We start from the raw sequence: 17240 nt of genomic DNA, 5'->3' as shown, positions 1-17240 counted from the left end.
AGTCGCTCCCCTGGGTCGAGATGAAGGGGAGTGACATGACGCAGAGCGTGTTCCGGGACGGGTTGCTGGCGGGCAAGGTGGCGTTCATCACCGGCGGCAGCAGTGGCATCAACCTCGGCATCGCCGAGGCCTTCGTGAAGGCGGGCGCCAAGGTCGTCATCAACGGCCGCAACGTGGAGAAGCTGGAGGCGGCGGTGAAGGGTCTGCAGGCCCATGGCACCGCCCTGGGCGTGGCCGCGGACGTGCGTCAGTACGACGCCATGGAGAAGGCCCTCCAGACGGCGCGGGACGCCTACGGGGAACTCGACATCCTCGTGTGCGGCGCGGCCGGCAACTTCCCCGCTCCCGCGGTCGGCATGTCCTCCAATGCCTTCCGCTCGGTGCTGGAGATCGACGTGCTGGGCACCTTCAACACGTGCCGTGCCGCCTTCGATCATCTGCGCAAGCCGGGCGCGTGCGTGCTCAACATCTCCGCGCCCCAGGCCTACCTGCCCATGGCCATGCAGTCCCATGTGTGCGCCGCCAAGGCCGGCGTGGACATGCTCACCCGCACCCTCGCCATCGAGTGGGGTGGGGCGGGCGTGCGCGTCAACTCCATCACCCCGGGGCCCATCGACGACACCGAGGGCATGCGCCGGCTCGCCCCCGGCGAGGACGTGCGCGAGAAGCTGCTGGGCGCGCTTCCCCTGGGACGTTTCGGGACCAAGCAGGACATCGCGCAACTCGCGCTTTTCCTGGCATCGGATGCCGCTGCGTACGTGACCGGTTCGCTCATGGTGTGTGACGGAGGCCAGTCCCTGCTCGGCTCCGGGCTGATGCTGCGCGCCATGGGCTTCTAGGCGAGCATTCTTCCTCCGCTGTGTTTTTCCAGTCAGGAGGGGTCTGATACAAGGCACTTCGTGCCCGTGGAGCCCTCCTGGCTGACGGGTGCCGTTTTCCCCTCCGCCTGGAGCTGTTCATGACGCATGGCCCTCCCCCGCTCGCGCGATGGCTCGCGTGCAGTGCGCTGTTGCTCGGTTTGTCCCTGACCGGGACGGGATGTCGCGACAATCCCCCGCCCACTCCGCCGGCGCGGGAGATGCCGGACGCGGAGCGCTCGTCGGTGGAGGTGAATCCGGCTCGGGGGGCTCGGGCCAATGGCAAGGACAGCGTCGACATCCGGGTGACGGTGCTCAAGGCGGATGGCTCGCCCCTGGCCGGGCGCGCGGTGACGGTGTCGGCCTCGGGTCTGGGCAACACGGTGCAGCAGCCCTCGGGCCCCACCGACGCGGAGGGCGTGGCGAGCGCGAAGCTCTCCTCCACCGTCGCGGAGAGCAAGACGGTGACGGTCTCCGTGGAGGACGAGGGCGGCGCCGTGACGTTGGCGTCGCGTCCCTCCGTCGAGTTCGTCCTGGAGTCGGCCACCCGGCTGGCCTTCACCTCGGTGCCCGGTTTCGGCACCGCCGGTGAGCCCCTGGAGGCGCTCGAGGTGGTCATCCAGAACGAGGCGGGTGAGACGGTGGCGGGCGCGAGTGACACCGTGACGGTCTCGCTCGGGGCCTCTCCCGAGGGTGCCTCGCTCCAGGGCACGGTGTCGATGGCGGCGGTGAACGGCGTGGCGCGCTTCACTTCGTTGGTGATCGAGAAGGCCGCGACGGACTACACGCTGGTGGCCCGGGTGGACGGGTTGCCGGACGCGACGAGCCCCGCCTTCGATGTGCTGCCCGCCGCGCCCGCTTCGCTGCGCCTGACGGCGTCGGAGACGACCGTGACGGCTGGCAACCCGGTGAGCCTCGGCCTCTCGGTGGCCGATGCCTTCGGCAACATGGTGACTTCGTACACGGGCACCGTGCACTTCACTTCCGATGATGCCTCGGCCTCGTTGCCCGCGGACTACACCTTCACCCCGGCCGCGCAGGGCCACCACGACTTCTCGGGGGGCGTCACGCTGAAGACGGTGGGGAGCCGCCAGGTGACGGTGACGGACGTGGGGAACCCGGCCCTCTCCGGCTCGGTGTCGTTCTCCGTCCTGCCGGGAGCGGCCCGGAAGCTCGTCTTCACCCAACAGCCCGTCGACACGTCCGTCCGCGCGCCCTTTGGCGTGCAGGTGACCCTGACGGATGCCCTGGGTAACCGGGTCCCCGCGTCGTCCCCCGAGGTGAAGCTCTCGCTCGACAAGGGCGGCACGCTGACGGGGAGCACCTCGGTGGCGCCCGTGGACGGCGTGGCCACCTTCTCGGGCCTCTCCATCGCGCAGGAGAACGTGGGCTACACGCTGACGGCCACGGCGGCCGGTCTGGACGCGGCGACCAGCGCCGCCTTCACCCTCACGGACGACGTGTCTCCCGCGACTCCCGTGCTCACGCAGTCGGGCTCCACGGCCACCTCGGTCACCGTCGCCTGGACGGCGGTGGGCGATGATGGGACGGAGGGGACGGCCAGCAGCCAGGAACTGCGCTACTCCACGTCGGACATCACCTCGGACGCGGCCTTCGCGGCGGCCACCCCGGTGTCCGTGGGTGCGCCCAAGCCGGCGGGCAGTGCCGAGTCGGCGGTGATCAACGGCCTCTCCCAGAGCCGCAGCTATTACGTGGCCCTGAAGGTGACGGACAACGCGGGCCACTCCGTGCGCTCGGCGTCACGGCTGGTCTCCACGTTGGCGCTCAACGCCACGCAGCTCGCTTTCAGTGTGCAGCCCCAGAGCGGCACGGCGGGAGTCGCGCTGGCGCCCATCAAGGTGGAGATCCGGGACTCGGCGGGAGCGCTCGTCGACACGGCGACCTCGGCGGTGACGCTGACGGTCGTGGGCGCCTCGGGCTTTGGCCCCTTCACCGTGTCGGCGGTGGACGGTGTGGCGACCTTCTCCTCCGTCCGGATCGACCAGGCGGGCAAGGGCTATACGCTTCAGGCCACCGCGGGTTCGCTCACCCCGGCCACCAGCTCGTCCTTCGACATCGCGTCCGCCGCCGCCTCGACCCTGGCGTTGACGGGGCTGTCCTCCCCGGTGACCGCTGGCACCTCCCAGAACGTGACGGTGGAGGCACGTGATGCCTTCGGCAACCTCGCGGCGGGCTATCGGGGCACCGTCCACTTCACCTCGAGCGACACGAAGGCGGTCCTCCCCGCGGACACCGCGTTCACCTCGGGGGACGCGGGCCGCAAGAGCTTCCCGGTGACGTTGAAGACGGTGGGCAACCAGTCGGTGACCGTGACGGACCTGGCGAACAGCGCGCTGACCGCGACGGCCTCGACGGTGGTGGAGCAGGGTTCTCCCGCGAAGCTGGTGTTCCAGAGCCAGCCCACGAACGGCACGGTGCGCGCGGTGCTGTCCTCCGTGTCCGTGGCCATCACCGACGCGGCCGGCAACGTGCTCTCCGTGGGCACGCCCGACATCTCCGTGCACCTGGTGGGGGGCAATGCCTCGGCCGTGCTCGGCGGCACGCTGACCGCGACGCCCTCCTCGGGAGTGGCGACCTTCTCGGCGCTGACCGTGGACCAGCAGGGCACGGGCTTCCGGCTCGAGGCCACGGCGGGCTCGCTGGATGGGGCGAGCAGCAACGCGTTCAACATCGTGGATGACCTCGCGCCGGACGCCGTGACGCTCCGGGTCGAGGGGACGCTCACCAGTACCCTCATCCCCCTGGCCTGGACGGCGGTGGGCGATGACGGAATGCTCGGGACGGCCAGCAATTACGACCTGCGCTACTCCACCAGCCCCATCGACGCGGCGTCGTTCGACTCCGCCACGCAGGTGCTCACGGATCCGCCGCTGCCCGCGGGCTCCGCGGAGGTGGTGAGCGTCACCGGCCTGACGCCCAACACGCGCTACTACCTGGCCCTCAAGGTGGAGGACGACGCCCACAACTCGAGCCTGTCCTTCGCGAGCGCCACCACCCAGACGGATCCGTGCATCGGCGCTCCCGCCTGCACGCCGCCGGCGGATACCTGCTCGGCGGATGGTGTCTCCCGTGTCACCTACACGGCCACCTGCGTCGATGAGAACAACCAGCCGGTCTGCCAGCGGGTGGAGACGGTCACCGCCTGCCCGGGCGCGGATGCCGTGTGCTACCAGGCCGCATGCGACACGGCGGCCCGGCCCACGGGCAATCAGCTCGCCTTCTCCGAGCTGATGCACTCGCCCACGGGGTCGACCACCGAGTACTTCGAGCTGACGAACACCACGGGCCAGTTGCTCAACCTCAATGGCCTCACGGTGACCTACCAGAACAGCTCCAAGGTCACGCGCTCCTTCCAGGTGGGTGAGGGCAGCGTGCCCGTCGTGGTGGGGCGTCAGGGCACCTTCGTCCTGGCGCACGACAAGGACCTGGCCACCAACGGAGGGGTCTCCGCCAACTACCAGTACCCGGATGCGATCATCCTGGATGGCTCGGGCCAGTTCAGCATCGCCTACGAGAACACCCCGGTGACGGACTTCCTCTACACGCCGTCCTTCCCGCAGACGCCGGGCAAGGCGATGAACCTGGCCGCGGGAGTCGTGGGCACGTTCGCCGATGCTTCTCCCTGGTACTGGTGTGACTCCACCTCGGCGCTGTCGGGAGGCGACTTCGGCTCACCCAATGCCCCCAACGACACGTGCGGTGTGGTGGCCGCTCCGCCCGTGGACTACTGCAACGTCCAGTACCCGAAGACGATCCCGACCACCCCCGCCAACACGCCCCTGGTCATCTATAGCCAGTTCTACGAGCCGGGCGTGACGGACCGCAACACGGCGGGCAACGATGGCTACCCGTACGTGTCCGCGCAGCTGGGCTACGGGCCCTCGGACACGTCCGCGGAGACGTGGACCTGGAAGGCCATCTCCTTCAACGGGGAGTACTCGGCCACGGTGAGCAACAACGACGAGATGATCGGCACGCTGCGCATCGCCACGCCGGGCTCGTACAAGTACGGCTTCCGCTACGCCTTCAAGGACGCCGCCACGGGCACCTCGTCGGCATGGGTCTACTGCGACCAGAACGGCGTCGCGGACCCGGCCAACGGCATCTTCGGCACCGTGACGATCGAGTCGGCCGTCACCCCGCCGCTCACCAACCACGTCGTCATCAGTGAGTTCAGCGGTGGCTCCAGTGCCAACGCCAAGGACGAGTTCATCGAGCTGTACAACCCGACCAACGAGCCGATCGTGATCGGCGGCTGGAAGGTGCAGTACAAGTCCGCGGCGGGCACGTCCTACAGCAACATCGCGGCGGACACGATCCCCGCCGGGACGGTCATCCAGCCCAAGGGCTACTACCTGCTCGTGGGAACCGCCTACTCGAACGCGGCGGTTCCGGGTGACTTCACCTACTCCTTCGACTCCTCCGCCTCGACGTCCGGTGGAGGCCATGTCCGCATCGGTCCTGGGCTGGACGGCACCGTCGGCGCGGTGGCCGTGGATCTGTTGGGCTACGGAACCGGCAACAGCCCCGAGGGGGGCGCGGGGCACGCCGCTCCGTCCCATCCCGCCCTGGGGGGCAGCCTGGAGCGCAAGGCGGTGTCCACGTCCGACTCGACCTCCATGGGCTCGGGGGGCGCGGATGCCCTTCGAGGCAATGGCTACGACACTGATGACAACTCGACGAACTTCGTGACGCGCGCGGTTCGCAACCCGCAGAACTCGTCGAGCCCGACCGAGGCTCCGTAGTACCGCTGTCCTGCTTTGAGGAACAAAGGCCGCTCCGGAACTCCGGGGCGGCCTTTTTCATGGGTATTCCTGAACCTGGTGACGCAGGCGCTGCAATCTGCTACGGTGACTGGACTACGAAGCTCCTGGGGGGGCCTCGCGGAGCACGTTCAGGGGATTCAGGCCTTGCCTGCCGTCCCGCCTTCTTCCTCCCAGACTTCGACTGTCATTCGCATCGGGGGGATGCATGAACGCCGTGATTACTTTCGACGACTCGCAGTGGCCGTTGTTGTCCGTGCGGCTGAGCGGGAATGTGTCGGATGCGCAGTACGCCCAGTACCTCGAGCAGATGGACGCCTTCCTGGCTCGGGGTGAGCGCTTCGTCTGTGTCATCGATGTGAGCCAGTGCTCGGTGCTCTCGGTGGCGCAGCGCTACCTGCATGCGGCGTGGATCCACAAGAACGAGGACTTGCTGCGCGAGCTGCTGCTCGGCCAGTCCTCCGTCATGACGTCCGCGCACATGCGGCTGTCGCGCAGCATGCTCAACTACGTCAAGCCCCTGCCCGTGCCCAACGCGGCGGTGCCCGACATGGACGCGGCCCTGCGCTACGCGGCCGGCCGTCTGGAAGGGGAGGGCTGCCCGCAGCAGGCCGAGCGCATCCGCCACCGCTTCGGGCTGCGCATCCGCCAGGCGGGCTGAGCCCGTCCTCTTTCGCGCCATGCGGGAGGCCGCGGGGGGAGCCGCGGCCTCCGGTGCTTCAGGGGCCCACGGGGATGCGCTGCACGCGCCAGATCTCCTCGGCGTACTGCTTGATGGTGCGATCCGAGGAGAAGATGCCCGCCTGCGCCACGTTGTGGATGGCCATGCGCGTCCAGCGCTCGGTGTCCTTGTAGGCGCGTGCCACATCCTGCTGCCGGGCGGCGTAGGCCGCGAAGTCCGCGAGCACCAGGTAGCGATCCTCCTCCAGCAGCCCGTCGATGAGCGGCTTGAAGAGGTGCTTGTCCTCGGGCGAGAAGAAGCCGGAGGCGATGAGATCCAACGCCTCGCGCAGATCCTGGTTCTTCTCGTACTCGTCGCGCGGCCGGTAGCCGGCGCGCTTGCGGGCGATGACCTCGTCCGCGGTGAGGCCGAAGAGGAAGAAGTTGTCGTCACCCACGGCCTGGCGGATCTCCACGTTCGCGCCGTCGAGCGTGCCCAGCGTGAGCGCGCCATTGAGCATGAACTTCATGTTGCCGGTGCCGGAGGCCTCCCAGCCCGCGGTGGAGATCTGCTCGGACACGTCCGCCGCCGGGATGATGCGCTCGGCGAGGCTCACCCGGTAGTTGGGGATGAAGAGCACCTGCAGGCCCGTGGTGCCCGCGTCGCTGTTGACCACCTCGGCGATGCCGTTGATGAGGCGGATGATGAGCTTGGCCTGCACGTAGCCGGGGGCCGCCTTGGCGCCGAAGAGGAACACGCGGGGCGCGATGATGGTGCTCGGATCGCGGCGCGCCTTCATCCACAGGGACACGATGTGCAGCGCGTCGAGCAACTGGCGCTTGTACTCGTGCAGGCGCTTGATCTGCACGTCGAAGATGGCGCGGGGATTGAGGTCCACGCCGCACAACTCCTGGAGGTAGCGCGACAGGTCCTGCTTGTTCTGCTGCTTCACCTGGGCGAAGGCCGCGCGGAACGCGGCGTCGTTGGCGGCGGACTCGAGCTCGCGCAGCTTGTCCAGGTCCGTGACCCAGCCGTCACCGATGCGGCGGGTGATGAGCTGGGCCAGCCGGGGGTTGCTCCACAGGAGCCAGCGGCGCGGCGTCACGCCGTTGGTCTTGTTGTTGAAGCGCTCGGGGTACATCTCCGCGAACTCGGGGAGCACGTCGCGCCGCAAGAGGTTGGTGTGCAGCTCGGCCACGCCGTTGATGCTGTGGCTGCCCACCACCGCCAGGTGCGCCATGCGGATCTTCTTCTCCGGGCCTTCCTCCACCAGGCTCATGCGGCGGATGCGCTCGGTGTCGAAGGGGTAGCGGATCTGCACCTGGCGCAGGAAGCGCTGGTTGATTTCGTAGATGATTTCCAGGTGGCGCGGCAGCAGGCGCTCGAAGAGCGAGGCGGGCCACTTCTCCATGGCCTCGGCCAGGAGCGTGTGGTTGGTGTAGCCAAAGGTGGCCTGGGTGATGGCGGCGGCCTCGTCCCAGGGCAGGCGCTTCTCGTCCACGAGCACGCGCATGAGCTCGGCCACGGCGATGGCCGGGTGGGTGTCGTTGAGCTGGATGGCCACCTTCTTGGGGAAGTCGCGGAAGTCCGAGTGCGTCTTGAGGTAGCGCCGCACGATGTCCGCGATGGAGCAGGCGACGAAGAAGTACTGCTGCTTGAGCCGCAGCTCCTTGCCGGCCTGGAAGGCGTCGTTGGGGTAGAGGACCTTGGAGATGACCTCCGAGTCGTTCTTCTCCACGACGGAGCGCTCGTAGTCGCCGGCGTTGAAGAGCTTGAGGTCGAACTCCTCGCTGGCGCGCGCCTGCCACAGGCGCAGGGTGTTGACGGTCTTGTTGCCGTAGCCGGCGATGGGCGTGTCATAGGGCACGCCGATGACCGTCTTGGCGCCCACCCAGCGCGCCTGGCTCTTGCCATCCGGGCCCTGGTGGTGCTCCACGCGGCCGTAGAAGCGCACCGGCACGGCCTTCTCCGGCCGGACGATTTCCCAGGGGTTGCCGAACTTGAGCCACTCGTCGGCGCGCTCCACCTGGTAGCCGTCGATGATGTCCTGGGTGAAGATGCCGAACTCGTAGCGGATGCCGTAGCCCATGCCCGGGTAGCCGAGCGTGGCGAGCGAGTCCAGGAAGCACGCGGCCAGACGCCCCAGGCCGCCGTTGCCCAGGCCCGCGTCGGGCTCCATCTCCACCAGCGTGCCCAGGTCCACGCCCACCTCGCGCATGGCCTTCTCGGCGGCCTCGTACATGCCGATGTTGATGAGGTTGTTGCCCAGCGCGCGCCCGAGCAGGTACTCGGCGGACAGGTAATAGGCGCGCTTCACGTCCTGCTCGTAGTAGGTGCGAGCGGTGCGCACCCAGCGGTCGGCGAGCCGGTCGCGCACCGCCAGGGCCAGCGCCATGAACTGATCGTGGGGGGTGGCGTTTTCCGGGTTCTTCCCGCGCGAGTACCGCACGTGCTCGAGAACTCCGCGGTGCACGTTGTGTGCATCCAGGCCGGTGCGGCTGGGCTCACGTCCGGTGTCGGACTCGGAGGTGGGCTGCACGGCGGCGGCTGGGACCTGGTGGGACATTCGAGGGGCTCCTCGTTTGTTCGAGAGAAGAAGGGTGATGCGCACGGCCCTCGGTGCGGTCCGTGCGGGGTTTCGCGAAGGTAGACCGGGCCGGGTCCACTCGCACCGAAAGAAACGGGGCGCGTTCCCAATCCGGCGGGCCCCCCTCCCTCCAGGCCCGGGAGAAGCGGGAGTTGCGGACACCCGGTGGAGGGGATCGCTCGCGGATCAGACGAGGAGTCTGGTAGGAAGCGGGGCGTCAGGTTCTGCCCCCGAGCTGAGACCCAGAAGGTTCTTTTTTCATGCCGAGTGACAAGAACGACCTCGCGCAGCGGATCGCCATCTGCAAGCCCGAGGACACCGTGCGCGGATTCCTGTTCAAGGCCGTCTATGGCCTGGTGGAACAGCGCGTGGGCTCCTCGGGGACGGATCGCATGCTGATGCAGCTGCGCATCCACAAGATGCCGGTCGACTTCTTCTCCTACCCGGCGGCGGACTTCCTGCGGATGTTGTACACGGCCGCGGACGTGCTGGAGCCCCACTATGCCTCGGTGGACGAGGCGATCCGCGCGTGTGGCGGCGCCACGGTGACGGGCTTCTTCAAGTCCTACGTGGGCAACACCCTCATGCGGCTGGTGGGGCTGGGAGACCCCAAGCGCGTCTTCGCCTCCGTGGACACCATCTATTCGACGCTGGTGAGCTACGGGAAGCGGACGTCGGAGGAGCTGGGCGACAGGCGCCTGCGGTTGCACTACCGCGGCGACATGCAGCCCATCGCCTTCCACGAGGGCGCCCTGCGCGAGGCGCTCCACGTGCTGCGGGGCAACGGCTCCGCGACGGGCATGGCCGTGTCCCTGGACTACGGGCAGTACGTGCTCGAGTGGAGCTGAGCACGTCCCGCCCGGGCTCTCGCGTCAGCGCCGCTGTCCCGCCCAGAAGATGTTGGTGTCCGTGGCGTCGGTGATGGTCTCCAGGGTCTTCATGCCCCGCTCGGGAGGGCCCTCGCAGATGGCCTGGAACTGCTCCTTGCCGCGGTGGATGACGTTCCAGTCACACACGTACTCCATGACGGCGCGCCAGGGATTGTTGTGGTGCAGGTTGGTGAGCAGCAACAGGCCACCGGGGGCGAGCTGGGAGCTCATCATGTCCAGGAAGCGGGCGATGACGTTCTCCTTGAGGTAGTCGAGGATGCCCGCGGCGATCACCACGTCCATGGGGCCGTCCGGGTGGCGCAGCTGCTCCAGCGTGTCCCGGTAGCGCAGCAACTGGTAGGTGGAGACCTGGACGAAGCGCAGCTCGGGGGCGGGGATGCCTCCACGGGGCATGCGCGCGAGCTTCTCGAATTGCCGGCGGCAGAAGTCCAGGGGCGCGGGATCGAAGTCACAGAGCGTGAACTGGCCGGTGCCCCCCATGGTGGTGTGCTCGCGCAGGGCGTGCTCGGGCCCACAGGCGAAGGACAGGATGCGCAGGGGCCGGCCCAGCTCCTCCTCCTTCTTGTTCAGGTGGTTGACGATCCACGGCGCGCGGGCGCGATGCGCCTGGGCCGGGCCCACGTTGAGCGCGTAGTGCGAGAGGATGCGCGCCATCGTGGAGACACCGTGCTCCTCGGTGCCGAAGATCATGTCCACCATCACGTAGTCGCCGGGGTAGCCCAGGGGCTTGTCCACGCAGCGGCGGATGAGGGGGCACTGGAGGAAGTAGGGCTGGACCGCGGCGCGGTGGTGCTCCATCGCACCTTCCCGCTCGTCCTCCTTCAACGCGGCGTCCAGCTCGGTGAGCCGGGCATAGTGGCCATCCAGCCAGGCGGTCACCACGGGGATGCGCTGACGCAGGATCTCCTGCTGCTCCTGCTGCATCACGGCGCGCTGCGCGGGATCTCTTGGAAACCGGGCGAGCCGCTCGGGCAGCCCATGCTGCAGTTCATCGCTCAGCTCGCCGAGTCCCTTGCGGATCTCCTCGGCGGTTTGAATGAAGTCGGAAATGGCGGGCATTCGGATGGGGGGGTGGGGGCGCGGGAAAAGCTGACGCGACGGGAATCACGCCATCCTATCAGACAGGTTCCCTCTCGCGCACTGCCCCAGACTCCAGGACAATCCCCCTCTTTCCGACTGTAAGGTGCGCGGCGACCCCACATATGGAGTAGGCCGACTTCCCCGGAAGGGTTCAATTCCCCGCGCTGGCCTCGGCCACGGAGACCGCGTCGATCTGCCGCGCCAGAGGGGCGACCTTGGCGCTGAAGTCCGCCAGCAGGTTCTTGGGCAGCGGCTCCGTGCGCGGGAAATTCTGATTGAGCGGATTGACGTAGTGGCCGTTGCGCTTGAGGGCATAATGCAGGTGTGGGCCCGTTGTACGGCCCGTGTTACCCGACAGGGCGATGACCTGCTTCTGGTTCACCCGGGAGCCGGTGCGCACGCCCTGGCCGAACTTGGACAGGTGCAGGTAGCACGTCTCGAAACCGTTGCTGTGCCGCAGGCAGACGGTGTTGCCGCCCGCGCCGGTGTGGGCCGCCACGGTGACGACGCCATCGGCCACGGCCCACACGGGGGTGCCCACGCTCGCCGAATAGTCCACGCCGTTGTGCGCCTTCACGTACTGGAGCACCGGGTGGAAGCGGCTGCCGAAGCTGCTGGTGACGTGGGCGTACTTGAGCGGGCTCTTGAGGAAGGCCTTGCGCGCGCTCGAGCCGTCCTCCTGGAAGAAGCTGGCCCGGCCATCCGGCAGCTCGTAGCGGAACACGCGCTTCTGGCCCACCGCGCCGCCCCGGTAGGTGGCCGCCAGCACCTCGCCGTAGCGCAAGAGCCGCCCCTTGGAAACGAACTTCTCCACCAGCGCCCGTGCCCGGTCTCCCTGGCGCACGTCCCGGTAGAAGTCGATGTCCCAGGCGAACACGTCCGCGAGCACCATGCCGATGAGCGGATCCTCTCCGGCCGTCACCGCCGCCTCGTAGAGCGAGTGGGTGATGTCCAGCGTCACCAGCGCCACCTGCTTCTCCACCTCGATGGCGCGCTTGCTGCCCACGTAGCGCTCGCCATCGCGGCGCACCTGCCACTCGTCCACGGCGCTCTGGCGGTAGCCGAAGAAGTCCAGCTCCCCCTCGCGCAGCACCAGGCGGAACTGATCCCCCACGCGCGACTTGCGGAAGTCGAACACGCCCTCCAGGGCCGCGACCACCGCGCTCACCTGTTCGGGCGGCAGTCCGGCGTCCTGCAGGGCCACGGCGAGGGGCTGGTTGGGCTCGATGCGGCGGTTCTTGACGGTGTAGCTGCTCGTCGAGGCCTGGGCGGCGGAGACGGCGAGCAGGACACCCAGGCAGAGGACGGCGGGGGCGAGTCTCATGGGCCCGCGCAGTCTAGAGGAGCTACAGGTCTGTTCCCAACTTCTGGCCCGGGCTCGCCCGGACGCCTGGGCGAGCCCTCCAGCCGAGCGGTGGTTTTACGCTGGGGCTACAGGTCGATCTTCTTCTCGGTGTGGTTCTGCCCGTCGAAGCGCAGCAGCACGCCCTTGTTGTCGTAGCGGGTGATGATGCACGCGGGGCGCCGCCACAGGGACTGCACGTTGCGCAGCGTCTCGCGGGCGTAGTCGCTCTTGAGATCCTGCCCGTCGTGCTTGTGCGCCATGAGCAGCTCGCCGCGGTTCTCGTGGTTGCCGTCCACCACCTCGATGATGGGCTGACCGAAGTTGGTGAGCTGCTGCAAGAGCTTGTTCTTCACCTTGCGGAACTCGCGGTCGAGGATCTCCCAGGAGTTGCGCTTGTCGTTGAAGCCATAGACGAAGAGCTTCTGCTCCAGGGCGAACTCGGCCGTGAGGAACGTGTCGATGAAGGTGATGTCGTTGTAGTGCTTGCGCACCTCGAAGATCTTCTCGCGCCCCTGGCCGAGCTTCTTGTCCCAGGAGCGGCGCGCGCGCAGGTCATCGCACTCGTCCCACTCCTTGCCGAAGCGGCCCTTGTTCCAGCGATCCTCGATGTCGCGCCACAGCTCGATGCCGAGCTTGTACGGATTGAGCGAGCCGGGGCGGGTGCCCATGGTGCCCGAGTGCCGATCCGCGTAGTCGATGACCTCGTCGTCCTTGAGCGCGCGGCGGGTCATGATGGTGGAGTGCCAGTAGCTGGCCCAGCCCTCGTTCATGATCTTCGTCTGGCCCTGGGGCGCGAAGTAGTAGGCCTCGTCGCGGATGATGGCGAGGATGTCCGCCTCCCACGGCTCGAGCGGGGCGTTCTCCAGGAGGAACTGGAGCACGTCGCGCTGGGGCCGCTCGGGGAACTTCTTGGCCTTCTGCTTCTCGTCCTCCACGCGCTTTCTCTGGCTGTCGAGGAACTCGGAGGGGTTGATGAAGCCGCGCATGTACTCGCGGTCCACCTTGAAGCCCTCCACGCGCTCATTGGACTTCATCTCGTCCTCCGCGCGCCGGGGGTCCGGGTTGCGGCGGATGTGGGGCGCGTGCTGGTCGATGAGGTTCTCCAGCGACAGCGTCCGGTCGATGAAGTCCTCCACCTTCTCCACGCCAATCTTGTCCACCCACCGGCGCACGCGCGTGGCGTGGTTCGCCATGTCGTCGATCATCCGGCGGTTGGTGTGGCGGAAGGAGAAGTTGTTCTTGAAGAAGTCGCAGTGCCCGTACACGTGCGCCATCACGAGCTTCTGATCGACGTCCGAGTTGCTCTCCAGGAGGTAGGCGTAGCAGGGGTCGTTGTTGATGACGAGTTCGTAGATCTTCGAGAGGCCGTACTCGTAGCCCTTGGAGAGCTGCTCGTACTCCATGCCCCAGCGCCAGTGGGGGTAGCGCGTGGGGAAGCCGCCGTAGGCGGCCACCATGTTGAGCTCGTCGTAGCTGACGACCTCGAAGCGGGTGTCGAAGAAGTCGAGGCCGAACTCCTTGGCGTGGCCCTCGATCTCATCCTTCAACTTGCGCAGCGGGGGGGTGAGGCTCTTGGGCATCGCGTACTCCGAGAAGCGGTGAGCGGGCAGGGGGGGCGTCTAGCGGCCCTTGCCGAGGAAATCCTTGATGGAGGGATAGATGGCGTCCTTGTCGGCGATCTCGCTCAGGGCGACGTTGGTGGCGTCCCCGACGGCCTCGCGCAGGTCCTTGATGAACTGGCCGCTGCCGTAGGGGCTCTCCACCTGGCCGTAGGCGAACTGGTTCACCCCGGGCAGGATGTCCTCGCGGAGCATCTCGATGCACTGGCGCGTGTCGTCCGCGCTCCAGTTGTCGCCGTCGGAGAAGTGGAACGGGTAGATGTTCCACGCGCTCTTGGGGTAGTCCGCCTTGATGATGTCCCGGCACAGCTTGTAGGCGCTGGAGATCATCGTGCCGCCGGACTCGCGGGTGTGGAAGAAGGTGTCGCGGTCCACCTCGCGCGCCACGGCGTCGTGGATGATGTAGCGCGCCTCCAGCCCCTTGTACTGGTGGCGCAGCCACGTATCGAGCCAGAAGCTCTCGATGCGGACGATCTCCTTCTGCTCGTCGCCCATCGAGCCCGACACGTCCATCATGTAGATGATGACCGCGTTGGTCTCCGGCAGCTCCTGCAGCTTGTAGCTGCGGTAGCGCCGGTCCTCGCGCGTGGGGATGATGATGGGCCGGGAGGCGTCATACGTCCCCATGGCGATCTGCCGCCGGAGCGCCTGCTTGTAGGTGCGCTTGAAGTGGCGCAGCGACTCGGGGCCCGTGGTGTTGACCCCGGTGTAGCGGATCTTCTGGGTGACGATCTTCTCGTTCTGCCGCCGCTCGATGTTGGGCAGGCGCAGCTCCTCGCCCAATATCTGCGCCAGCTCGTCGAGCGTGACGTCGACCTCCAGGTTGTGGTCCCCCTCGCCCTGGCCGGCCTGGTGCCCATCTCCCGGCTGCACGGCGCCGGGGGAGAGCTGCTGCCCGACCTCGCCATCCCCCTGGCCCACGCCCCCCTGCTCCTTGTGGCCGTACTTGAAGTGGGGGATGTCGATGAAGGGAATGGGGATGGAGATCGTGTCCTTGCCCTTCTTGCCGATCATCTCCCCCTTCTGCACGTACTTGCGCAGGTTGGATTTGATCTTCCCGCGGACGATCTGTTTGAAGCGTGAGTGGTCCTGGTGGATGCGCAAAGACACGATCGGGCCCCTTATTCCTTGGCGTCACCGCGGGCGAAGATGCTCGCCACGAAGTTGAGCACGTCCGTGGAGCAGATCTCGCAGTAGCCGTAGTTCTTCATCAACCGGTCCTTCACCAGGTCGATCTTCTCCTGCGTCTCCTTGTCCACCACCGTGGACACCAGGTTCTTGAGCTTGATGCTGTCCTTCTGGTCCTCGAAGAGCTTGAGCTCGAGCGCCTTGTGCAGCCGCTCGTTGGTCCGGTAGTTGAACGTCTTGCCGTCCACGGCGAGCGCGCCGATGTAGTTCATGATCTCCCGGCGGAAGTCGTCCTTGCGGGTGTCCGGGATGTCGATCTTCTCCTCGATGGAGCGCATCAGGCGCTCATCCGGCTCCTCGTAGAGGCCGGTGTACTTGTTCTTGACCTTCTCCTTCTGGGTGTAGGCCTTGATGTTGTCGATGTAGTTGCCGCACAGCTTGCCGATGGCGTCCTCGTCGGCGCTGATGGCGCGCTGGACCTCGTTCTTGACGACGTCCTCGTACTCCTGCTTCACGCTGGTGAGCATCTCGCGGAAGCGCTTGCGCGCGTCGTCGCTGTTGATGAGCGAGTGGCCCTTGAGGCCCGCCTCCAGCTCGTTGAGCACCATGAAGGGGTTGATGCAGCCCTCGCCCTTGTCGCTCACCAGGGCGTTGGAGATCTTGTCCTGGATGTAGCGGGCGCTGATGCCCTCGAGGCCTTCCCGGCTGGACTCCTTGCGCAGCTCCTTGATGTTGTCCTCGGTGAAGTTGGGCAGCGTCTTGCCGTTGTAGAGCTTGAGCTTCTGCAGGAGCGACAGGTTGTGCTTCTTGGGCTCCTCCAGGCGCGTGAGCACGGCCCACATGGCGGCCATCTCCAGGGTGTGCGGCGCGATGTGCTTGCCCTTGATGGCGCGGGAGTTGAAGTCCTTCTCGTAGATCTTCACCTCCTCGGACAGCTTGGTGATGTACGGGATGTCGATCTTCACCGTACGGTCACGCAAGGCCTCCATGAACTCGTTGGTCTCGAGCTTCTTGAACTCGGGCTCGTTGGTGTGCCCGATGATGACCTCGTCGATGTCCGTCTGGGGGAACTTCTTGGGCTTGATCTTGTGCTCTTGCGAGGCACCCAGGAGGTCGTAGAGGAAGGCGACGTCGAGCTTGAGCACTTCCACGAACTCGATGAGGCCGCGGTTGGCGATGTTGAACTCGCCATCGAAGTTGAAGGCGCGCGGGTCCGAGTCCGAGCCGTACTCGGCGATCTTCCGGTAGTTGATGTCGCCGGTGAGCTCGGTGGAGTCCTGGTTCTTCTCGTCCTTGGGCTGGAAGGTGCCGATGCCCACGCGGTCCTTCTCGCTGAAGACCAGGCGGTTGACCGTGACGTGCTCGATGACCTTGGCGAAGTCACCCTTGTACTGCGTCATCAGGTCCTTGAAGACGTAGCGGCACGCGGGGCACAGCTCGCTGCCGGTGGGAATGGAGTAGCCGCTCTCCGCGGGGGCCAGCTCCGAGAGCGCCTTCTGGCGCCACTCGCGGGGGATGAGGTTGAGCGGCTCCTCGTTCATCGGGCACTTCATCTTCTCGCGCACGGTGCCGTTGCCATCGGGGCTCTTCTTGTCGATGGTCCAGCTGAACGTGTAGGCGGCGCCCTCGGGCGTCTTGGAGTACTCCTCCAGGCCCTTCTTGAGCAGGCGGGCGATGGTGGACTTGGAGGAGCCCACGGGGCCGTGCAGGAGGATGACGCGCTTTTCCGTGCCGTAGCCCTGGGCCGCGGACTTGAAGACGTTGACGAGCTTCATCAGCGGCACGTCCAGGCCGAAGATGGCGTCCCGGCCGCCGAACTTCTCGTCGGAGAAGAAGTGGTAGCGGATGAGCTTCTTCTTGTTGTCGATGTACTCGCTCTTCCCGTGAGAGAGGATCATGTCGTAGATCCTCTGGAAGGCGGTGCGGGTCACCTTGGGGTTCTTCCGGACGATGTCGAGGTAGTCCTCGAAGGAGCCCTCCCAGTGGAGTTCCGCGTAGGTCTTCGCGTCCTGGAACGCGGCGATCCTCGCGACCCACGAACCCTTGTTTTCCAAGTCCTTCATGACTCTCCCTCGGGCACCCTGGATGCGCGGAATTCCGCGCTCTCAGGAGGGCCTCAAAATGAACCTGGGGGGGTACTGGGCCATTCCAATTCCCACCCATGACGGGTCCCAGAACGACGCCATCATTCGACTGCCCTTTCGGGACCCCGCCGCGGGGTGGGACCGCGTGGCCAGCTCGTGTCGGGAGGGCGCGTCGCCGCTGCGGCGCGCTCCACCTTCCACGGGG

The 17240-nt window shown here is 66.9% G+C and carries 10 protein-coding genes; 4 read left to right on the top strand and 6 right to left on the bottom strand.

Annotated features, from left to right (window positions below; genetic code table 11):
- The first annotated feature begins 35 nt into the window (after window positions 1–35).
- The 3 genes from MEBOL_RS07520 (at window position 36) to MEBOL_RS07510 (ending at window position 6302) form a co-directional block, all read left to right on the top strand.
- Window positions 36–839: an SDR family oxidoreductase gene (locus MEBOL_RS07520; protein ID WP_095976771.1), complete on the top strand. Its 804-nt coding sequence runs from the start codon at window positions 36–38 to the stop codon at window positions 837–839.
- A 119-nt stretch (window positions 840–958) separates the two neighbouring features.
- Window positions 959–5623 carry a lamin tail domain-containing protein gene (locus MEBOL_RS07515; RefSeq protein WP_095976770.1) on the top strand — a complete coding sequence of 1555 codons (4665 nt, stop codon included), beginning with the start codon at window positions 959–961 and terminating at the stop codon, window positions 5621–5623.
- Between the two features lie 226 nt (window positions 5624–5849).
- On the top strand, window positions 5850–6302 hold the full coding sequence (locus MEBOL_RS07510) for a hypothetical protein (protein ID WP_157774802.1): 453 nt from the start codon (window positions 5850–5852) through the stop codon (window positions 6300–6302).
- 58 nt (window positions 6303–6360) lie between these two features.
- Here the strand turns inward: MEBOL_RS07510 and MEBOL_RS07505 are convergent, their stop codons facing one another.
- Window positions 6361–8868, bottom strand: coding sequence for a glycogen/starch/alpha-glucan phosphorylase (locus MEBOL_RS07505; RefSeq protein WP_095976768.1), 2508 nt, complete (start codon window positions 8866–8868; stop codon window positions 6361–6363).
- Window positions 8869–9149: 281 nt separating this feature from the next.
- Between MEBOL_RS07505 and MEBOL_RS07500 the strand changes: the two genes are divergently transcribed.
- On the top strand, window positions 9150–9737 hold the full coding sequence (locus MEBOL_RS07500) for a TIGR02265 family protein (protein WP_095976767.1): 588 nt from the start codon (window positions 9150–9152) through the stop codon (window positions 9735–9737).
- 24 nt (window positions 9738–9761) lie between these two features.
- Here the strand turns inward: MEBOL_RS07500 and MEBOL_RS07495 are convergent, their stop codons facing one another.
- From MEBOL_RS07495 to MEBOL_RS07475, 5 genes are all read right to left on the bottom strand, one after another.
- A complete protein-coding gene (locus MEBOL_RS07495) occupies window positions 9762–10838 on the bottom strand; it encodes a class I SAM-dependent methyltransferase (protein WP_095976766.1) in 1077 nt (358 codons plus the stop codon).
- Window positions 10839–11010: 172 nt separating this feature from the next.
- Window positions 11011–12183, bottom strand: a complete 1173-nt coding sequence (locus MEBOL_RS07490; RefSeq protein ID WP_095976765.1) for a peptidoglycan DD-metalloendopeptidase family protein — start codon at window positions 12181–12183, stop codon at window positions 11011–11013.
- Between the two features lie 107 nt (window positions 12184–12290).
- Window positions 12291–13784, bottom strand: a complete 1494-nt coding sequence (locus tag MEBOL_RS07485; protein WP_095976764.1) for a SpoVR family protein — start codon at window positions 13782–13784, stop codon at window positions 12291–12293.
- Window positions 13785–13823: 39 nt separating this feature from the next.
- Window positions 13824–14933 carry a DUF444 family protein gene (locus tag MEBOL_RS07480; RefSeq protein WP_095976763.1) on the bottom strand — a complete coding sequence of 370 codons (1110 nt, stop codon included), beginning with the start codon at window positions 14931–14933 and terminating at the stop codon, window positions 13824–13826.
- An 11-nt stretch (window positions 14934–14944) separates the two neighbouring features.
- Complete coding sequence (locus MEBOL_RS07475; protein ID WP_095976762.1) at window positions 14945–17014, bottom strand: PrkA family serine protein kinase; 2070 nt, start codon at window positions 17012–17014, stop codon at window positions 14945–14947.
- Window positions 17015–17240: the final 226 nt, after the last annotated feature.

The organism is Melittangium boletus DSM 14713, from assembly GCF_002305855.1.
Lineage (GTDB): Bacteria > Myxococcota > Myxococcia > Myxococcales > Myxococcaceae > Cystobacter > Cystobacter boletus.
This window is presented reverse-complemented; position numbering and strand designations above follow the sequence as displayed.